Below are 19,573 nucleotides of genomic sequence, written 5' to 3' on the forward strand. Positions count from 1 at the left end.
GATATGTCCGCAGAAAATCAACTGACACGCGCCCAACGCGACGACCTTCGCACCATCGCCGCGATGATCGTTCCCGCCAGCGACGCGTACAAGGTGCCCGGCGCCGATGATCCCGCGATCCAGGCCGACATGCTGGCGACGCTGGGGCGTGACGCCAAATTGGTGGCGGCGGCGCTCGACCATCTGGCGCGGCTTGCGGGCCAACCGTTCGCCGAGCTCGATGCGGCAAAGCGCGATGTGGTGGCGCAGGAGTTTCGCAGTTCCGGCGGCGGGGCTGCCGCAACCCTCGTCCGCGTGGTGCTGCAATGCTACTACCGCGACGATCGCGTGCTGCGCTCGCTCGGGCTGGAGCTGCGCGCGCCGTTCCCCAAGGGCTACGTGCTCCCGGATGGCGACTGGTCCCTGCTCGACCCGGTCAAGGCAAGGGCGGGCGCGCTGCGGCGGGAGCCCTAAGCGCCACTTGCGCTGGAGGGAACAGGCCACCATCTGTGTGACCCTCAAGGACTCTTGCCATGTTGGATTTTACCTCAGACATCGTCGATGACGCACCGTCATCGCGAACGACAGCGGCTGCCCCGGACAATGACCGGGTCCTGCTGGACGCCTATTCCAATGCGGTGATCGACGTGACCGATCGCGTCGGCCCTGCGGTGGTGCGCGTCGAAACCGGGCCGAAAGTGCCGAACGGCCGCGAGCGCGGCGGGCTCGGCTCCGGCATCGTGATCTCGCCGGACGGGCTCGTGCTCACCAATAGCCATGTGGTCGGCTCGTCGAAGGAGATCCGGCTGCGGGACGTCGAGGGTAATGTCGGCGAGGCCCGCGTGCTCGGTGTCGATCCCGATACCGACCTCGCGCTGCTGCGCGCCAACGGCGTGCGTGACTTGCCCTATGCCGCGCTCGGCAACTCCCAGAACCTGAAGCGCGGCCAACTCGTGATCGCGATCGGCAATCCGCTCGGTTTCGAGTCGACCGTCACCGCCGGCGTGGTCTCCGCGCTGGGGCGCTCGATCCGCTCGGTCAGCGGCCGCACCATCGAGGACGTGATCCAGACCGATGCCGCGCTCAATCCCGGCAATTCCGGCGGGCCGCTGGTGTCGTCGAATGCCGAGGTGATCGGCATCAACACCGCCATCATAAATGGCGCGCAAGGCATCTGCTTCGCGGTCGCCAGCAACACCGCGCAATTCGTGCTGTCGGAGATCATCCGCCACGGCTATGTCCGCCGAGCCTATATCGGCGTCGCGGGGCAGACCGCGCCGATCCCGCGGCGGCACGCGGTGCTGGCCGGCGTCGAGAACAAGATGGGCGCGCTGCTGGCGCAGATCGAGCCGGACGGGCCGGCGGCGAAGGCAGGCCTGTTGTCCGGCGATGTCGTGATAAGCCTCGATGGCGTCGGGATCAACGGGGTCGACGACCTGATCCGCGTGCTCGACCGCGACCGGATCGGCCGGCGGCTGGCCATGGACGTGCTGCGGCTCGGCCGCCTGCGGGCGATCGACATCGACCCGGTCGAGCGCAAGCCGGCCCGCTAGCTGTGGTCTTTCAGGAGGTTGTCCATCATTGCGAGCCAACGGGTCTGCGCGAAGCGCGGCCCGATGACGGGCTCCGCGAAGCAATCCAGACTGTCTCCGGGGAAAGACTCTGGATTGCTTCGTCGCAAGGGCTCCTCGCAATGACCAGGAGAGAGTTCGGGCCTAACCGCTACTCTGCAGCCACCGCAAAGCGGCTGTTCTCCAGCTCCGCTTCCAGCCGCGCCTTCTCGGCCGCGGCAAGCTTGATGTTGGCCTCCTTGACGTGGCCGAAGCCGCGGATCGTCTCCGGCAGTCGCGCAAGCTTTGCCAGCAGCGGGATCTGCTCCGCCTTCAGCCCGGCGATCCGCTGATCGATCATGCCGAGATAATCCGCGACCAGCTTCCGCTCGGTCCGGCGCTCCTCAGTGCGGCCGAACGGATCGAACGCGCCGCCGCGCAGGAATTTCAGCTTGGCCAGAACGCGGAAGGCGTGGATCATCCAGCCGCCGAATTCCTTCTTCTGGAGATGTCCGGTGGTCTTGTCGCGCTGTGCGAAGATCGGCGGGGCCAGATAGAACTTCAGCTTGAAGTCGCCGTCGAATTTCTCCGAGACCTTCTTGGAGAAGCTGCCGTCGGTATAGAGGCGTGCGACCTCGTACTCGTCCTTGTAGGACATGAGCTTGAATAGATTCTTGGCGACAGCCTCGGTCAGCTCCACGGACGCGGGCGAGGCAGCTGCTTCCGCCTTGCGCACCTTGGCGACGGCCGCGAGGTAGCGGTCGGCGTAGGCCTTGTCCTGGTAGCCACTCAGAAACTCCGCGCGGGTCGCGATGATGTCGTCGAGCGACTTCGCCGGCGCGGACGCCCGGCTCCTGAACTGGAGCACGCTGCGCACCCGCGACATGTCGTGGGCGGCGAGGCGTCCCCAGGTGAAGGCAAGCTTGTTCATCTCGATGGCGGCGCCGTTGATCTCGATGGCGCGGAGCAGCGCTTCCAGCGACAGCGGGATGGCGCCCTTCTGGAAGGCGAAGCCGAGCATGAAGGGATTTGTCGCAATCGAATCGCCCATCAGCGCCGAGGCAATGCCGGTGGCATCGATGATGTCGAGGTTCTTGTCGCCGACGGCGTCGCGCAGCACGGTCTGCATCGTGCCCATCTCGAAATCGAGATCGGGGTTTTGCACGAAGCTCGCGGTGGGCTGCAGGTCGGCGTTGACATAGGCCTTGGTCACGCCGCGCTCGGCACGGCTGAGCGCGGAGGGACCGGCCGAGACGATCATGTCGCAGCCGAGGATGACGTCCGCGCCGCCCGTGGTGATCCGGACCGCGGAGATGTCTTCCGGCTTCGCGGCGATGCGTACATGGCTCATCACCGCGCCGTTCTTCTGCGACAGGCCGGTGAAATCCAGCGCCGAGCAGCCGCGGCCGTCGACATGGGCGGCCATGCCGAGCAGCGCGCCGATGGTGATGACGCCGGTGCCGCCGATGCCGGTGACGAGGATGTTGTAGGGCGCCTCCAGCTCGCGCGCAGGCGGCAGCGGAAGGTCAGCGAACAACTGGCCTGAGTCTACTGCCGAGGTCTTCATGCGCTTCAGGCTGCCGCCATGCACGGTGACAAAACTCGGGCAAAAACCTTCGACGCAGGAAAAGTCCTTGTTGCAGTTCGACTGATCGATCTGGCGCTTGCGGCCGAATTCGGTCTCGAGCGGCTGCACCGAGACGCAGTTCGACGCCTGCGAGCAGTCGCCGCAGCCTTCGCAGACCAGCTCGTTGATGAAGGCGCGCTTGGCGGGATCGGGATAGAGTCCACGCTTGCGGCGGCGGCGCTTTTCCGCCGCGCAGGTCTGGTCATAGATGATGACCGTGAGGCCCTTGATGTCGCGCAGCTCGCGCTGAACGGCATCGAGCTCGCGGCGGTGATGAATGGTCGCGCCCTGCGGGAAGTAATTGCCTTCGGGGTATTTGGTGGGATCGTCCGAGACGATCGCGAGCCGCTTGACGCCTTCGGCCCAGACCTGGTGCGCGATCTGCGCGACGTTGAAGCCGCCCTCGGCCGGCTGGCCGCCGGTCATCGCGACGGCGTCATTGTAGAGGATCTTGTAGGTGATGCTGATGCCGGCGGCCGATGCCGCGCGAAGGGCGAGAAGCCCGGAATGGGTATAGGTGCCGTCGCCGAGGTTCTGGAAGATGTGCTGCTCGGTGGTGAAGGGCGCTTGTCCAATCCAGTTCACGCCTTCGGCGCCCATGTGCGAGATCAGATCGGTGCGGCGCGTCGGCATGCTCAGAGCCATGCCGTGACAGCCGATGCCGGCCATGGCGCGGCTTCCTTCGGGCACGCGCGTCGAGGTGTTGTGCGGGCAGCCCGAGCAGAAGAACGGCGTGCGCGCGAGCTTGATCTGCGTGCTGGTGGTGACGGGGTTGTCGAAGGCCTCGAGCCGCGCGAGCCGCTGCTCCAGCACCGGGCTGTGATGTCCGAGCTTGCGCAACCGCGCCACCAGCGCGGCCGCGACCATCGTCGGCGTCAGTTCGCCCTCGCTCGGCAGTAGCGGTGCGCCCCGCTCGTCGCGCTTGCCCGTGACGGTCGGGCGCCGGGACGCATCGATATTGTAGAGGATGCGCATCAGCTGGTCTTCGATGAAGCCGCGTTTCTCCTCGATCACCAGGACGTCTTGAAGCCCTTCGGCAAAACGCTTGGCGCCGCTTTCTTCCAGCGGCCAGGTCATCGCGACCTTGTAGATGCGCAGGCCGAGGTCCTGCGCGTCCTTGTCGGTAATGCCCAAATCGGCGAGGGCCTGCCGCAGATCGAGATAGGCTTTGCCGGTCGCGACGATGCCGAGACGTGCTGGCTTGGAGTCGAGCACGATTCGGTCGAGCTGGTTGGCGCGGGCGAAAGCCTGTACCGCTGCCATCTTGGGGCCGAACAGGCGCCTCTCCGCGTCCAGCGGCGGATCGGGCCAGCGGATGTTGAGGCCGCCGGGCGGCATCTCGAAATCGTCGGGGAGCTTGATCTGGATGCGTTCGGGATCGCTATAGATCGAGGCCGAACTCTCCACGGTCTCGCTGATCGCCTTGAAGCCGACCCAGCAGCCGGAGAAGCGCGACAGCGCAAAACCATAGAGGCCGAGATCGAGATAATCCTGCAGCGTCGCCGGATTGATCACGGGGATCAGCGCCGCTGCGAACACCTGCTCGCTCTGATGCGCCAGGGTCGAGGACTGGCAGCCGTGGTCGTCGCCGGCAAGCGCAAGCACGCCGCCATTGAGCGAGGTTCCGGCCGCATTGGCGTGCTTGAGCGCATCGACCGAGCGGTCGACGCCGGGGCCCTTGCCGTACCAGATGCCGAACACGCCATCGACCTTGGCGCCGGGAAACAGGCCGACCTGCTGGCTGCCCCAGACGGCGGTCGCCGCGAGGTCCTCGTTGAGGCCGGGGACGAAGGCGATGTCGTGCTGCTGGAGGTACGACTTGGCACGCCACAGCGCGTGGTCGTACATGCCGAGCGGGGAACCGCGATAGCCCGAGATGAAGCCGCCGGTGTTGAGGCCCTGAAGCCGATCGCGTTCGCGCTGCAACATGGGCAACCGGACCAGCGCCTGCGTGCCGGACAGGAAGATCCGCTTCGATTCGAGCCGGTATTTGTCGTCCAGCTCGACCTGCATCAGCGTCATTTCAGAAGTCCTTGTCTCTCGTTCGACTTTATTCGACTTGGGGTTTGCGCTGCGGGAGGGATTGCGGCTGCGCGACGCGAATTGTGACAGTCAAAGGCATAGGCCAGCGAAGTCAATATCGCTGGCCGCATCCGTGGCGCTCCTGCTAGTCATGGCTTCCAGTGGAGAACACCATGGGCGACCTCTATCCGTTCTCGCTGCAGCAAAAGCTCGCCGTCATCACCGAGAACTCGCCGTATTGCTCAGGCGCCGACGATCCTTCGAATCCCTGGGGCGGGGCGATCATTCCGATAGAGATGCTGAGCGTGCTGTTCCAGTACCGCTCGAAGAGCGATCCGTTGCCGGCGAAGGGACCAGCCGTCGGCCTGTTCGCCGATCAGGAGATCAGGTTGGTGAAGGGCCCGCTCTTCGTCGAGGAGTACGAAGTCGAGCGCGAGGTGGTCGCGCTCTCCGGCAGCCGCCGCACCGAGAGTGCGTGGGTCAAGACGCGCGTGTTCGACAAGACGAATTCGGCGGTCGCGACCATGCTGCTGAACATGGCGACGCGGAAGGATTCCTACGCACCGTATGAGCAAGAATACCGGCGGCGGTACGGAGAGACTGCCCGCTAAAAGCGAGCTTCGTTGTCGCTCATCCTCCAGGCAAATGCCCGTTGCAAAGCCGTCGCACAGCGAATAAGCAGCCGCGAGCACTCTCGATAACGCGCTGATAGCGCAGCGAATTTGCGCGCTTCGTCTTCCCGATCGTCATTGTACACAATGGCACGGCGCTTGCAGAACTCCTGGCACAGAGAGTTCTCGCGAGGGGCGGGCGTCATGTTGAACTCAAGCAAGCCGACACTGGGCGTCATCAGCGCCGAACCCGAGCCGATCGAGCTCGACTGGTCGGCTACCGCGCTCGTGATCATCGACATGCAGCGCGATTTCATGGAGCCCGGCGGCTTCGGCGAGACGCTCGGCAACGACGTCAGCCAGCTCGCGCGCGCGGTGAAGCCGATCGGTGCGGTGCTGAAGGCGGCGCGCGACACCGGCATGCTGGTGATCCACACGCGCGAAGGCCATCTGCCCGATCTCTCCGACGCGCCGCCGGCGAAAGTCGAGCGCGGCGCGCCATCCTTGCGCATCGGTGACCCCGGCCCGATGGGCCGCATTCTCATTCGCGGTGAGGCCGGCCACGACATCATCCCGGAGCTCTATCCGCTCGACAGCGAGATCGTGATCGACAAGCCCGGCAAGGGCGCATTCTACGCCACCGAGCTCACCGACGTGCTGGAGAAATACGGCATCGAAAATCTGCTGGTGTGCGGCGTCACCACCGAAGTGTGCGTCAACACCACCGTGCGCGAGGCCAATGACCGCGGCTATCGCTGCGTCGTGATTTCGGACGGCTGCGCATCCTACTTCCCTGAATTTCACGAGATGGGCCTCAAGATGATCAAGGCCCAGGGCGGCATCTTCGGCTGGGTCGCAAGCTCAGCCGCGGTACTGGAGGCGCTGCCAAGCTCCAGATCGACACCATGCTGGGCTCGACCATGAATGCGGCGGCGACCGTCGGCGGAATGACGCGGTCAAGGCTGCCGCGATCGCAGCACTTCCGCAGCAAGGCGTATTCTATCACGGACTCGAAGTGATGGGTGGCGGCTCCATTCTCGGCGGCCTCATCCTGGGTGCGATCGGCGTCTTCATCATCGAGCGTGATTTCGAGAAGGCCTCGGCGTTCGCCTTGGTTGGCGCCGTGCTCACCTATTTCGGCTTCATGCACGGCGAGGCCGTGGGCATCGGCGGTGGGTTCGGCGTCACGCCGTCCGTCGCTTTCGCCTACGCCGTGATGGCAGCCGGGCTGTACGCTCTCAGCCGGCGCACCAGCGAGAACTACATGCCGCATGCGGAGATGACGGCCGCGCCGGCGGAGTAGCTATCCGCCCTTGACGGCCCCCGCGGTGAGCCCGGCGACGATCTGTCGCTGGGCAAACACCGTCAGCAGCAGTACCGGGAACGTCACGATCAGCGCGGCGGCGGCCAGCGGGCCCCAGCTCAGCTGGTCGAACGAAATCATGTTGTAGACAGCGACCGGCAGGGTGCGTGTCTCACGTCCCGCCAGCACGATGCCGAACACAAAATTGTTCCAGGAGAAGATCACGGCCAGAATGAAGGCAACGGCGATGCCGGGCTTGGCGATCGGCAGCGCGACATGGCGGAAGACCTGCCAGCGTGTGGCGCCGTCGATGAGGGCGGCTTCTTCCAGCTCCATCGGCGTCGTCTCGAAATAGCCGATCATGATCCAGATCACGATCGGCACCGTCACCACCAGATGGATGATGATCTGCGGCACCAGCGTGCCGAGCAGTCCCAGCCATTGGAACAGCAGGAACAGCGGGATCAAATAGGACAGGCCGGGCGTGATCCGGGCGATCAGGATCACGATCGCGGATTTGTGCGCGGCCATGCGTGCGATGCCGTAACCGGCGGGGACACCGACGATCAGCGCGAGCAACGTCGCGCCGCCTGTCACGATCAGACTGTTGATGAAATAGGTCAGGAAGCGGTTGGAGGCGAGCACGTCCGCGTAGTTCTTCCAGGCGATATGCTCGGGGAAGAACACCGGCGGGTAGGCGGCGTTGTCGATCTCGAATTTGAGCGACAGCGACAGCATCCAGAGAAAGAACAGGATTGCCGGCGATACGATGACGAACACCGAAAGCCACAGGCCGATTTTGCCGATGATCGGACGGGGTGTCATGCGTCGCTCGATATCTCTGTCCACAGCATGCGCTGTCGGGCATAGAGCATCACGGCCGCAAGCGCGACGATCAGCAGGAAGAACACCACCGCGATCGCCGAGCCGTAGCCGAGGTCGTAATAGGAGAAGGCCACGCTGTAGAGATAGATGTTGATGGTCTCCGACGCCGATCCCGGTCCGCCCTGCGTGATTGCGAAGATGATGTCGAAACTTTTCACGGCGTCGATCATGCGGATCATGCCGGCGATGAACAGGAACGGCATGATCAGCGGCAGGGTGATGAAGCGGAAGACCTGCCAGATATTGGCGCCGTCGATCTGTGCACTTTCATAAGGCTCGGTCGGAATCGCGGCGAGGCCGCCGAGCACGATCAGCATGACCAGCGGCGTCCATTGCCAGGTCTCAACCAGCACCAGCGAAGGAATGACGGTCGCGGGATGGAACACCCAGAGCTGCGCAGGGATCCCGACCAGTGACAGCAAATAGTTCAGCACGCCGAGCTGCGGGTGGAACATCATGGTCCAGACCAGCGCGATCGCCACCGGCGTCGCCATCATCGGCATGATGAAGACGCCGCGCAGGAAGCCGCGGCCGGGGAATTTCTGGTGAAACACCACGGCCGCAAACGTGCCGAGCACGAGCGGCAGCAGCACGGACAGTACGGTGTAGAACAGCGTATGCCCGATGGCCTCGATGAAGCGGGGATCGCTCGTCAGCCGCAGATAATTGGAGAATCCAGCGAAGGTGGTCGCCGAGCCGACCTTCCACTCGTTCAGGCTCATCCAGATCGTGAAGACCCACGGGAAGATGATGATCGCGAGCACGACGACCAGCGCCGGCACCACGAACGGCCAGTAGGACGGCGGCCGCAACTCTTTCTCCGGCGCGGCATCAGACTTTGCCGCGCCCGGAGTCGATTGTGTCAACGCACTCACGTCTTCTCGCTACGCTCCAGGATCGGCCGGTACTGATCGTTGGCCTTCTTCAGCTCGGCGGCAGGATCGGCGCCGGACAGGGTCGCGGTGACCGCGGCGCCGACGATGTCGCGGAATTCGGCGACCGGGATCACGACGGGCAGGCCCAGCTTGCTGATCTTGCCGGAATCGATCACCGATTGCAGCCACTCCTTGGTCTTCACGCCCTTCTGGACCTCGGGATCGCCGAGGATCGAGTTGCGGAACGGCACGCCGCCACCGGCCTGCAGCAGCCGCGCGCCCTGGGTCTTCGAGACCACCCATTGGCAGAGCAGATAGGCGGCTTCCTTGTTCTTGCTCGCCGCGGCAATGCCGATGCCGTCGCCATAGGTCGAGGAATATTGTCCCTTGGGGCCGGCGGGTACGACGGTGTAGCCGACCTTGCCGACAACGCGCGAAGCGGCCGGATCTTCCAGCGGCGGCGCCCAGCCGACGCCGTCGATCCACATCGCGGACCGGCCTTGCGTGAACGAGGCCATCGACTCCATCCAGTTGAAGCCGGCGACGCCTGGCGGCGCCGATTTCGTCAGGAGTGTCTGATACAGCTTGGTCGCGGCAATGGCTTCCGGACCGTCGGTCAGGATGTTGCCCTTGGCGTCGAGGAATTCCCCGCCATAATCGAGGAAGAAGTTGCTCCACATCGCCATGTTGGCGTTGCGCAAGCCGCGCCCGACAAAACCGTAGATGCCTTCCTTGGCATCGGTGAGCTTCTCGGCCGCCGCGGCCATCTCGTCGAGTGTCTTGGGCACGGCGACGCCCTTCTTCTCGAACAGCTCCTTGTTATAGTAGAGGATGAAATAATCGACCGACCATGGCAGCGACAGCATCTGGCCCTTGTCGTTCTTGGCGTATTGCAGGCCCGCGGCCGAGAAATCGCTCTCCACGAGATCAGGGGCGGTCAGCGTCGGGTCCTTCATGAAGGGCGTCATGTCGGCGAGCCAGCCGCCCCTCTCGAACTGCCGCTTCTGCACGTGATAGCTGAGATGGACGACGTCGAAGCTCGGCCGTCCCGAGGTCAGCTCGATCACCACCTTCTGGCGCTGCTGCTGCTCGGGAATCTGCTCGGATTCGACCTGAATGCCGGTGAGCTCGGTGAACTCCTTGACGTATTTTTGCAGATTGTCGCCGCGGGGCCCCTTGGCGAGGATCACCTCAAGTTTGGTCCCCGCGTATTTCTTCCAGTTCACCTCGGCGCGTGCCGGCAATCCCGTCAGGCTGAGCGCGCCAGCCGCAGCAGTGCCCGTTAAAAGCGTACGACGCGAGATTTTGTGGTTGACCACTTTAGGTCCCTCCCTGTGACTCAATTTTGGGCGGATACTAGCGGCCGTTCTGCGTCTGCCTAGTCCTAATCTGCGGAATTCAGGGCCGCACGGCCGGCGTTTCCACACTCAGGCCGCGCGCCCGCGACATCAGATAGAGTTCGAGCGCAACGAGCTCGGGCGAACCGTAATCATAGGCCTGGGCGCGAACGCCGGTCATGCAGCTGCGCAGCCGCCGCTCCAGCGAGCCCAGCGTCTGCCATTCCAGGCGATAAAGCGGATAGCCGGTCGGCTGCCCTTGCGTGATCGGCGCGCCGGCAAGACGCTTGTTGTAGTTGTCGTCGTGGCAATTGGTGCAGGCAAGGTTGAGCTGGCCCTCACGCTGCATGAAGAGGTCGCGGCCCTGTTCGACAAACGGCTTCAGCTGCGGATCGTCGCCAGCCGTGATCGCCGCGCCGCGCGATTGGTGGGCGACGAAGGCGGACAGGGCCAGCAGGTCGCGGCTCTCGTACGGCAGCGGCGTTGCCTGCTGATGATTGCTGCGGCAAAGATTGATACGCTGGTCGAGCGTGACGGGGCGCGTCAGCGCCTTGTCGAAGGCCGGATAGCGCGCTGCGACGCCCTTCATGCTGCTGCGCGCATCGCCGTGGCAATCCGCACAGGCTTTGTCGGCGCTGCCGGTCTTCTTCGTCCACAACGCCTCACCGTCGAGCACGAACAGCATGCCGGGATTTGAGGTGTCGTCATCCTGCATCGTGCGCGTGTCGGGCCCCATGAACGAATAGCCGGAGCGGCGTGCGTCCGGCGGAATCTCGCCGGCGAGCAGGGCAGGGGTGGTGGCGAGGAGCGCCGCCGCCGCTATCGCGCGCCAAAAATTCATTCGACGGTGATCGATGCCGATGCGCTCGACGAATAGCCGTTGTCGCCGGTCCACTCGAACTCGAACTTGCCGCTCTCCTTCGCGACCGTGAAGAACGACAGATAAGGGTTGGCCGCGATCGCCGGAAACAGGTCAGCACGAAAAATCTCGGCGCCGTTGTAGCGGCACGTAAAACTCGTGATGATGTCGCGCGGCACCGGCGCGCCGTCCGCGGTGTGCCGGAAGCCGGTTTCCATGATGTGCGAGGTCAAAGTGCGGATCTCGACGACATCGCCGCGCCGGGCCTTTGCCGGAACGTTGATCAGCGCGGCCATCAGTTCATCTCCTCGGTGCAGGCGGCCAGCGTCACGACGATTTCAGTCGTGATCTGCCAGAACGAGTCGTCGGAAAGACGCGCGATCGCCACCACCTTCTGGGTATCGGCGAGCCGGATCCGGGTCGAGATTTGAGCGCGGCCGGAGGAGGGGCCGAGATAGAAATTGCCGATGTTCGGCTGCGGGTTCTTCTCGTTGAAGACGTGGATGCTCTTGACGTAGTCGTCCGCCGTCATCGGGCTTGCGACGCTCACGGTCATCGGCACCGTGTTGCCGTTCTCGACCAGCGGCGGAATGTCGAGCTTCACCCTGCCGGTGCGCACAGGTGCTTCGCCGACGACGTTGCGGATCGCTGGTGGTGAGCATCGCGGGCGTCGCTTGCAGCGGCCGCAGGGTGACGATCGGGATCGTCCCGGCGGCCGCGACGCCTCCGGCGATACTCAGGAAATGTCGTCGCGTGGTTTGCATGAACCTAGTCCCGAAGCGCTGCAAGAAAGGCCACGATGTCCTCGATCTCCGGGGCCGACAATATCGGCCTGCCGGCGAAATTGCGCCCGACGCGCATGAGATGGTCGTTGCGATAGTAGGACGGCATGATGGTCTCCGGGTTGAAACGCGCCGCATCGACCAGTCGAAGCCGCAACTGGCTCGTGGTCCAGCGGTTCCCCGCACCTGTGAGATCAGGCGCGAGGTCGCCCTGGAACCGCGTTTCGGGGAAGGGGCCGGAATGGCAGAGGATGCAGGTGGTGGTGCGCGCGAGCACAAGCGCGCGGCCGCGCGCGGCATCGCCGGGCGCGCCGGTGAGCGATTCCGCAATGCCGTCGCCGGCGATGTTGTAGGGCAGGAGTTCCTCTGCCCCTGCATGGCAGGCGAAGGCGAAACTGGCGGCGATCAGCGCTGCGATATGGATCGATGATCTAGCCAAAGGTGTCTGCCGTGATGGTTTGAAACCAGCGCTCGGCGTCAGTCGCTTCCCGGGCGCGCAGCTCGCGCGGAGCATCGACCGGGCTGGTCGCGCCGCCCTCGACCTCGGCGAAGATGTCGCCCTTGGGCTGGTAATTGCCGGCGAGTGAAAAGCCGTAACCGGGCGCGACAATGTTGTAGCAGATGCCTGTCAATCGCGGCGTTTCCGGCGCCCGACCGGCGAGGAGATTCACGATGGCGGCAGCACAGGCCTTGCCTTGTGCACCTGCAGCGGACGCCGATTTGGGAATGCCGCCGCCGAGGCAGGCATCGCCAATGACGTGGATGTTCCGGACGAGTTTTGACTCAAAGGTAACAGGATTGATCGGGCACCAGCCGGTTGCATCCGTAGCGCCCGCGATCTCGGCAATACGCCCGGCGCGCTGCGGCGGAATGACATTGGCGACATCAGGCGCGTAGTTGCCGAACTCGGTGACGATGGTCCTGGTCGCGGCATCGACCGAGGTCACGCGGCCGCCTTGCGACAGTTCGATGCGTTCGATCATGTCGCCGTACAGCTCCTTCCACGCCTTCTCGAACAGCCGCTGCTGCGAGAAATTGTCCTTGGCATCGAGGATCAGAACCTTCGAGCGCGGCTTCCTCGTCTTCAAATAATGCGCGATCAGGCTGGCGCGCTCGTAAGGCGCCGGGGGACAGCGCGAGGGATTGGCGGGGATCGCAATGGCGACAGTGCCGCCGTCCGGCATTGCCTCCAACTGCCGGCGCAGCAGCAGCGTCTGCGCGCCTGCCTTCCAGGCGTGCGGCATTTTTTCTGATGCCGCGTCGTCGTAGCCGGGCAACGCTTCGAAATGGAAGTCGATGCCGGGGGAGAGTACGAGACGATCATAGGGCAGCGCAACGCCATCGGCCGTGATGACGCTGCGCAGCTGCGGCTCGATCGTGGTCACGGCCTGGCCGATCACGGTGACGCCCTCGGCGCGGAGCCTGTCATAGCCAAACTGCTGCGCGTCGATCTCGCGCAGGCCGGCAATCACCGCGTTGCTGAAGGGGCAGGAGGTGAAGATCGCATTGGGTTCGATCAGGATGACTTGCAAGTTTGCCTGCGCGCGCTTCAGCGCGCGGGCGCACGCAGCGCCGCCAAAGCCGCCGCCGATCACGACGACGCGGCCCGCTGATTGCGCGCGCAGGATGGAAGGTACGGCGAGCGATGTTGCCGCGACGGTGATGCCGAGGACGGCATTCCGCCGTGTCATCGGCGCTTTCATGGGCCTCATCCGAAAAATGCTGCGGCGGCCATGGTGGCCGCCGCAGCTGTCGTCTCAGGCGAAGGTGATGTTCTGGTCGCGCAGCGGCACCGAGCGGATGCGTTTGCCCGTCGCCGCGAAGTACGCATTGAGCACCGCCGGCGCCGCGACGCCGATGGTCGGCTCGCCGACACCGCCCCAGAACCCGCCGCTCGGCACCATCACCGATTCGACCTTCGGCATCTCATTGATGCGCATCGAATTGTAGGTGTCGAAGTTGGTTTGCTCGATCTTGCCGTCCTTGACGGTGCAGCCGCCGTAGAACAACGCGCTAAGGCCATAGACGAAGGAGCCCGCGATCTGCCGCTCCACTTGTGCCGGATTGACGACGTAGCCGGGATCGGTGGAGGCGACGATACGAAGCACCTTGATCTTGTTGCCGTCGGTCACCGAGATTTCGGCAGCGCCGGCGACATAGCTGCCATAGCCCATCACCTGCGCGATGCCGCGATAGACGCCCTGCGGCGCCGGCGTGCTCCAGCCGATCTTCTCGGCCACGGCATTGAGCACCGCGAGATGCTTGGGGTGATTGCCCATCAGCTTGCGGCGGAATTCGAGCGGGTCCTGGCCTGCGGCCTGGGCCAGCTCGTCCATGAAGCATTCCATGTAAATCGCGTTGTGATTGACGTTGACGCCACGCCAGAAGCCGGGCGGAACGTGCGGGTTGCGCATCGCGTGCTCGACCAGCAGGTTCGGCACCGAATAGCCGAACGCGGCCTCGCCGGTCTGGGCGACGCCCTGGAATGCGGCCGGATCCATGCCGTTCTGCAGCGCTTCGGGACGCAGCGAGAACAGGATCGACTGCCCGGACAGACGGTAGTGCAGCGCGACCAGATTGTTGTCGGCATCGAACGCGCCGGTCATCTTGCACTGGGTGATCGGGTGATACTTGCCGTGCGCCATGTCCTCTTCGCGAGACCACAACAGCTTGATCGGCGTGCCCGGCATCTCCTTGGCGATGATGACGGCCTGGCGAACATAGTCGGTCTGGCCGCGCCGGCCGAAACCGCCGCCGGGCATCACCTTGTACACGTCGCACTTCTCCGCCGGCAGGCCGGAGGCTTCCAGCACCGCCGCGAAGACAGCTTCTCCGTTCTGTGTGCCACACCAGACCTCGCATTTGTCCGCCGTGTAGAGCGCCGTGGCGTTCATCGGCTCCATGGTGGCGTGGTTCTGGTAGGGATAGCTGTAGACGGCCTCGACCTTCTTGGCGGCAGTTGCAATCGCCGCCTTCGCGTCGCCGTTCTTGTTGCCGACATAGGCCGGCTGCGCGTTGTCGAGGCCCTCGGCCAGCCACTTTGCAATCGATTCGCTCGAGACCTTGGCGTTGTCGCCCTCGTCCCAGACGATCGGCAGCGCCTCCAGCGCGGTCTTGGCGTGCCACCAGGTGTCGGCAACGACCGCGACCGCGGTATCGCCGACCTTGACGATCTTCTTGACGCCCTTCATCCCGGCGATCTTGGCTTCGTCAAAGCTCTTCACCTTGCCGCCGAACACCGGGCAGTCCTTGATCGCGGCGTTCAGCATGCCCGGCAGCTTGACGTCGATGCCGTAGATCATGGTGCCGGTGGTCTTCTCGGCGGTGTCGAGCCGCTTCACGCCCTTGCCGATCAGCTTCCAGTCCTTGGGGTCCTTCAGCTTGACGTCGGCCGGTGGCGTCAGCTTGGCCGCGGCCTCGGCGACCTTGCCGTAGGTCGTGGTCTTGCCCGAGGGCGTATGGGTGATGACGCTGTTGGCGGCCGTGCATTCGGATGCCGGCACTTTCCACGTCTCGGCGGCGGCCTGGATCAGCATCACGCGCGCGGTGGCGCCGCCCTTGCGGACGTAGTCTTGCGAAGAGCGGATGCCGCGGCTGCCGCCGGTCGAGAAATCGCCCCAGACGCGCTTGCGGGCGACGCTTTGGCCGGGCGTCGGATATTCGGTCGAGACTTTCGACCAGTCGCATTCGAGCTCCTCGGCGACGAGCTGGGCGAGGCCGGTGAGCGAGCCCTGGCCCATCTCGGAGCGGGCGATGCGGATGACGACGGTGTCGTCGGGCCGGACCACGACCCAGGCGCCGATCTCGGGCGAGCCGTCGGCCGCGCGGACCACGGCGGGGCCGCCGAAGGGGATGTCGAGGCCGGATTGCGAGGCCGGCGCCGACCGCGGCCGTGCCGATGACGAAGGCGCGGCGGTTGAGCCGCGGTGAAACATGCTGATTCATGATGGGATCCTTACGCGCTTGCGATCGTGTGGATCGCTTCGCGCACCTGCTGGAAGGTGCCGCAGCGGCAGATATTGGTGATAGCCTCGTCGATGTCAGCGTCGGTCGGCTTGGGCTTCTCGTTGAGGAGCGCCGCCACCGCCATGATCATGCCGCTCTGGCAATAGCCGCATTGCGGCACGTCTTGGGCGATCCAGGCTTCCTGCACCTTGTGCAGCGACTTGCCGGAGGCGAGCCCTTCGATGGTCGTGATCTTCTTGCCCACGGCCTCGCTGACCGAAACCCCGCAGGAGCGGGTGGCGACGCCGTCGATGTGAACGGTGCAGGCGCCGCATTGTGCAATGCCGCAGCCATATTTGGTGCCGGTCAGACCGGCATTCTCGCGGATTGCCCACAGCAGCGGCGTATCCGGCTCGACGTCGAGCGTGAAGGCTTTTTCGTTGATTGTAAGGTTTGCCATCGCAGTCCCCTGATTGGTCCAATCCACCGATAGGACTCAGGGGCGCAATGTGTCCGGCAAATTGGAAACCTTCAAATCAACAGTCTGAGGGGTGGCTGGACCTGGCTGGACCCTCCTTGGACGCCCGCGGCACGGCTTGGGGCGACGTATGCCGGCGTCCGCGTGCAGACACCCTTGGAACCGAGAGCGACAGTTTGTCCGTTTTGCCGGGGTGCAAGTCGACAATGCTCTGCTACAGTGGGATCAAGCCAAAAGGGGTTCCATGAACGCACCGCAGCCTTGCAACGTCCTGATGCTCTATCCGCTGTTCTCGGCAGAATCCTTCTGGAGCTTTGGCGAATCCTGCAAAGTGTTGGGCGTGAAGCGCCCCGCCGCCCCCTTGGGCCTGATCACTGTTGCCGCGATGTTGCCCGAGAGCTGGACGGTCCGGCTGATCGATTGCAACACGCAATCCTTCGGCGACGAGGATCTGTCCTGGGCCGACGTCGTCTTCACCGGCGGAATGATGCCGCAGCAGGCCGACACGCTGCGCCTGATCGAAACGTGCCGTGCTGCGGGCAAGCCGGTGGTGGTCGGCGGTCCCGATCCCACCTCGAGCCCCCACATCTATAAGAGGGCCGACTTCCAGGTGCTCGGCGAGGCCGAGAGCGTCATCGACGAATTCATCGCGGCCTGGGACAGTGGCGCACGGTCCGGCGTCTTCATCGCACCGAAATTCCAGGCCGACGTCACCAAGACGCCGGTGCCGCGCTTCGACCTGCTGAAGTTCGAGGACTACCTTTATCTCGGTGTGCAGTATTCGCGCGGCTGTCCGTTTACCTGCGAGTTCTGCGACATCATCGAGCTCTATGGACGCGTGCCGCGGACCAAGACAAACGCGCAGATCCTGATCGAGCTCGATACGCTCTACGCAATGGGTTACCGCGGCCATCTCGACTTCGTCGACGACAATTTCATCGGCAACAAGAAGTCGCTCCGGCTGTTCCTGCCCCAGCTCGCCGAATGGCAACGCGCTCACGGCTATCCCTTCGAATTGTCGACTGAAGCCTCGGTCAATCTGGCCGACGATCCCGAGCTATTGGACCTGATGGGTGCGGCGAACTTCTTCGCCATCTTCGTCGGCATCGAAAGTCCTGATCCGGCGACGCTGGTCGCGATGCGGAAGAAGCAGAACACGCGACGCAACATCGCCGAGAGCATCCACAAAATCTACGCCGCTGGCATGCTCGTCACCGCGGGTTTTATCGTCGGCTTCGACAATGAGAAGCTCTCGATGGCGGATGCCATGATCGACTTCATCGAAGAGGCGGCGATCCCCGTCAGCATGGTCGGCCTGCTCTATGCCTTGCCGAACACGCAGCTCACGCGCCGCCTGGAGCGCGAAGGCCGGCTGCACCCGGGCCACGACCTGGCGCCGACCATCGGCGCCGATCAGTGTACCGCCGGGATCAACTTCGATCCGGTGCGCCCGTTGCGCGACATCCTGATGGACTATAAGCGCGTGCTGGAGCACATCTACAGCCCGACGGCCTATGCGAGGCGCATCGACCGTCTGATGACGCTGCTCGACCGCTCTCGCCAGCGCCAGGAGCTCGCGGAAGGCGATATCCGCGCCCGGATCGGCGCGATGGAAACGGTGCACAAGGTGGTCACAGCCCTTCCCGAGGCGCGTGGGCCGCTCTGGCAGACCTTCATGAACTGCGCCAAGCGCGACACGTCATCGGCGCGGATCGCCGTGCAGATGATCGCCGCCTATGCGCATCTCGGACCGTTCTCGCGCAAGGTCATCGATGCCATCGACGCACGCCTCGCTGCGCTCGACGAGGAGACGGTCATTCCGGTGGCGACGATCGACGCGACGGCGGCTCGACATCTGGCTTGAGGGGCTACTTCACCGCCAGCCGCAAGAAGCTCATCACGCTGCCGAGCGCGGCGAAACCGGCGCCAAGTGCCAATGCGACGATGGCGCCATCGCGACCGGCCAGCGCGAAGCAGAGGGCGGCAAGTGCCGCTCCGGTGGTTTGCCCGGTCAGGCGCGCGGTTGCGACGATGCCCGAGGCGCTGCCGCTGCGGTGAGGCGGCGCGCTCGACATCACCGCCTTCATGTTCGGCGCCTGGAAGAACCCGAACCCCATGCCGCAGATCACCATCCGCCAGATGATGTCGGGGATAGCAGGATTGGCCGGAAGCATCGCGAGCAGCGCCATGCCGATGCCGAGCAGCACGAGGCCGATGCCGCCCAACAATCCGACCGCATGCCGGTCGGAGAGACGCCCCGCGATCGGCGCCATGATGCCGACCACCAGCGGCCACGGCGTCATGAAAAATCCGGTCTCGACCTGCGAGCGGCCCAGCACGTCCTCGAAATAGAACGGCAGCGAGACGAAGGCGAGGCCCTGCACCGCAAAGGAGCACACGGCCGTCGCCGCCGACAATGCGAACATCGGCCGGCTGAACAGGTCGATCGGCAGCATCGGCGCCGGATGGTCGGCATGGCGGCGCGTCAGGACGAAGCCGAGCACGAGCGCCGTGACCAGCTCGATGCCCACGACCACAGGCGAGAGATTATGCGCGGCGCTGCCGATGCCCGTGATGAACAGGCCGAGGCAGGCCGACGCCAGGATCGCGCCGAGAAAGTCAAAGCCGTGATCGGCGCGCGGCGTCTTCGGCAGCATCGCAAAGCCGATGCCGATCGCGACAAGGCCGAACGGGATGTTGACGGCGAACAGCCACGGCCATGGGCCGACCGCCAGGATGGCGGAGGCAATCGACGGCCCGAAGGTGAAGGCGGTCGCGACCACCAGCGCGTTGTGGCCGAAGCCACGGCCAAGCATCCGGCTGGGATAGACGAAGCGCACCAGCGCCGTGTTGACGCTCATGATGCCGCTGGCGCCGAGCCCTTGCAGCGTGCGCGCAACCAAGAGGCTGTCCAGCGACCACGCCACCGCGCAGAACAGCGAGGCGATGGTGAACAGGATCAGGCCGCCGAGATAGATGCGCTGGTGCCCGACGATCTCGCCGAGCGCCCCGAGCGGCAGCAGCGTCGCCACCAGCGCGATCTGATAGACGTTGACCACCCAGACCGACTGCTCCGGTGTGACATGCAGATCGGCGGCAATGGCGGGCAGCGCGATGTTGGCGATCGCGGTGTCGAGCGAGGCCATCGCCAGCGCGGTGAAGATCGCGGCGATCGCCCAGCGCCGCCGCGCGGCCGGCAGGCCGTCGGAAATGGTGTGGTCGGGCTCGCGCGCGGCGGCAGGTAACGTGATTGTCATTGCCTTGCGCGTTGCTCCGGCGGCGTGGCTGATAAGGACTCGGCATGTACTACGGCCGGGCCG

Annotated in this window: 14 protein-coding genes and 4 pseudogenes; 6 read left to right on the plus strand and 12 right to left on the minus strand. The window is 64.7% G+C overall.

Features of this window, described 5'->3' with window-relative positions; all coding sequences use genetic code 11:
• Nucleotides 1-3: 3 nt before the first annotated feature.
• Both ACVWW3_RS04090 and ACVWW3_RS04095 read left to right on the plus strand, forming a co-directional pair.
• Entirely contained in the window at nucleotides 4-453 is a 450-nt protein-coding gene (locus ACVWW3_RS04090; RefSeq protein ID WP_456650846.1) for a hypothetical protein, read from the plus strand.
• 59 nt (nucleotides 454-512) lie between these two features.
• Complete coding sequence (locus ACVWW3_RS04095) at nucleotides 513-1,532, plus strand: S1C family serine protease (protein WP_456650845.1); 1,020 nt, start codon at nucleotides 513-515, stop codon at nucleotides 1,530-1,532.
• A gap of 169 nt (nucleotides 1,533-1,701) precedes the next feature.
• Here ACVWW3_RS04095 and ACVWW3_RS04100 read toward each other — a convergent pair whose 3' ends face one another.
• A complete protein-coding gene (locus ACVWW3_RS04100) occupies nucleotides 1,702-5,178 on the minus strand; it encodes an indolepyruvate ferredoxin oxidoreductase family protein (protein ID WP_456650844.1) in 3,477 nt (1,158 codons plus the stop codon).
• 164 nt (nucleotides 5,179-5,342) lie between these two features.
• On the opposite strand from ACVWW3_RS04100, the pseudogene ACVWW3_RS04105 reads away from it, so the two are divergent.
• The 3 genes and pseudogenes from ACVWW3_RS04105 to ACVWW3_RS04115 all read left to right on the plus strand — a co-directional run.
• Nucleotides 5,343-5,789, plus strand: a pseudogene (locus ACVWW3_RS04105) (hypothetical protein); the annotation flags it as partial.
• A 204-nt stretch (nucleotides 5,790-5,993) separates the two neighbouring features.
• Nucleotides 5,994-6,713 carry a cysteine hydrolase family protein gene (locus tag ACVWW3_RS04110; protein ID WP_456650843.1) on the plus strand — a complete coding sequence of 240 codons (720 nt, stop codon included), beginning with the start codon at nucleotides 5,994-5,996 and terminating at the stop codon, nucleotides 6,711-6,713.
• Nucleotides 6,674-7,092 (plus strand): annotated as a pseudogene (locus ACVWW3_RS04115) (regulator); the annotation flags it as partial. The gene ACVWW3_RS04110 and the pseudogene ACVWW3_RS04115, both read left to right, overlap by 40 nt.
• On the opposite strand, the gene ACVWW3_RS04120 reads toward ACVWW3_RS04115, so the two are convergent.
• From ACVWW3_RS04120 to ACVWW3_RS04165, 10 genes and pseudogenes are all read right to left on the minus strand, one after another.
• On the minus strand, nucleotides 7,093-7,917 hold the full coding sequence (locus ACVWW3_RS04120; RefSeq protein WP_456650842.1) for a carbohydrate ABC transporter permease: 825 nt from the start codon (nucleotides 7,915-7,917) through the stop codon (nucleotides 7,093-7,095).
• Nucleotides 7,914-8,852, minus strand: coding sequence for a carbohydrate ABC transporter permease (locus tag ACVWW3_RS04125; RefSeq protein WP_456650841.1), 939 nt, complete (start codon nucleotides 8,850-8,852; stop codon nucleotides 7,914-7,916). The genes ACVWW3_RS04120 and ACVWW3_RS04125 overlap by 4 nt, the downstream gene beginning before the upstream one ends.
• Nucleotides 8,849-10,171, minus strand: coding sequence for an ABC transporter substrate-binding protein (locus ACVWW3_RS04130; protein ID WP_247348232.1), 1,323 nt, complete (start codon nucleotides 10,169-10,171; stop codon nucleotides 8,849-8,851). Before ACVWW3_RS04130 ends, ACVWW3_RS04125 begins: the two co-directional genes overlap by 4 nt.
• A gap of 79 nt (nucleotides 10,172-10,250) precedes the next feature.
• Nucleotides 10,251-11,030, minus strand: a complete 780-nt coding sequence (gene soxA / locus ACVWW3_RS04135; protein ID WP_456650840.1) for a sulfur oxidation c-type cytochrome SoxA — start codon at nucleotides 11,028-11,030, stop codon at nucleotides 10,251-10,253.
• Nucleotides 11,027-11,344 carry a thiosulfate oxidation carrier complex protein SoxZ gene (gene soxZ / locus ACVWW3_RS04140; RefSeq protein WP_247441222.1) on the minus strand — a complete coding sequence of 106 codons (318 nt, stop codon included), beginning with the start codon at nucleotides 11,342-11,344 and terminating at the stop codon, nucleotides 11,027-11,029. The genes soxA and soxZ overlap by 4 nt, the downstream gene beginning before the upstream one ends.
• Nucleotides 11,344-11,812, minus strand: a pseudogene (locus tag ACVWW3_RS04145) (SoxY-related AACIE arm protein). Before ACVWW3_RS04145 ends, soxZ begins: the two are co-directional and overlap by 1 nt.
• Before the next feature lie 4 nt (nucleotides 11,813-11,816).
• Nucleotides 11,817-12,269: a sulfur oxidation c-type cytochrome SoxX gene (soxX, locus tag ACVWW3_RS04150; RefSeq protein ID WP_456650838.1), complete on the minus strand. Its 453-nt coding sequence runs from the start codon at nucleotides 12,267-12,269 to the stop codon at nucleotides 11,817-11,819.
• Nucleotides 12,262-13,533 (minus strand): FCSD flavin-binding domain-containing protein, encoded by a 1,272-nt coding sequence (locus tag ACVWW3_RS04155; protein ID WP_456650837.1) that lies wholly within the window; start codon nucleotides 13,531-13,533, stop codon nucleotides 12,262-12,264. Before ACVWW3_RS04155 ends, soxX begins: the two co-directional genes overlap by 8 nt.
• A gap of 54 nt (nucleotides 13,534-13,587) precedes the next feature.
• Nucleotides 13,588-15,775, minus strand: a pseudogene (locus ACVWW3_RS04160) (molybdopterin cofactor-binding domain-containing protein).
• A gap of 10 nt (nucleotides 15,776-15,785) precedes the next feature.
• On the minus strand, nucleotides 15,786-16,235 hold the full coding sequence (locus tag ACVWW3_RS04165; protein ID WP_247348246.1) for a (2Fe-2S)-binding protein: 450 nt from the start codon (nucleotides 16,233-16,235) through the stop codon (nucleotides 15,786-15,788).
• A gap of 262 nt (nucleotides 16,236-16,497) precedes the next feature.
• Between ACVWW3_RS04165 and ACVWW3_RS04170 the strand changes: the two genes are divergently transcribed.
• Entirely contained in the window at nucleotides 16,498-18,117 is a 1,620-nt protein-coding gene (locus ACVWW3_RS04170) for a B12-binding domain-containing radical SAM protein (RefSeq protein ID WP_247348248.1), read from the plus strand.
• Between the two features lie 4 nt (nucleotides 18,118-18,121).
• Here ACVWW3_RS04170 and ACVWW3_RS04175 read toward each other — a convergent pair whose 3' ends face one another.
• Complete coding sequence (locus ACVWW3_RS04175) at nucleotides 18,122-19,510, minus strand: MFS transporter (RefSeq protein ID WP_456650835.1); 1,389 nt, start codon at nucleotides 19,508-19,510, stop codon at nucleotides 18,122-18,124.
• Between the last annotated feature and the right edge of the window lie 63 nt (nucleotides 19,511-19,573).

The organism is Bradyrhizobium sp. LM2.9 (assembly GCF_054056555.1).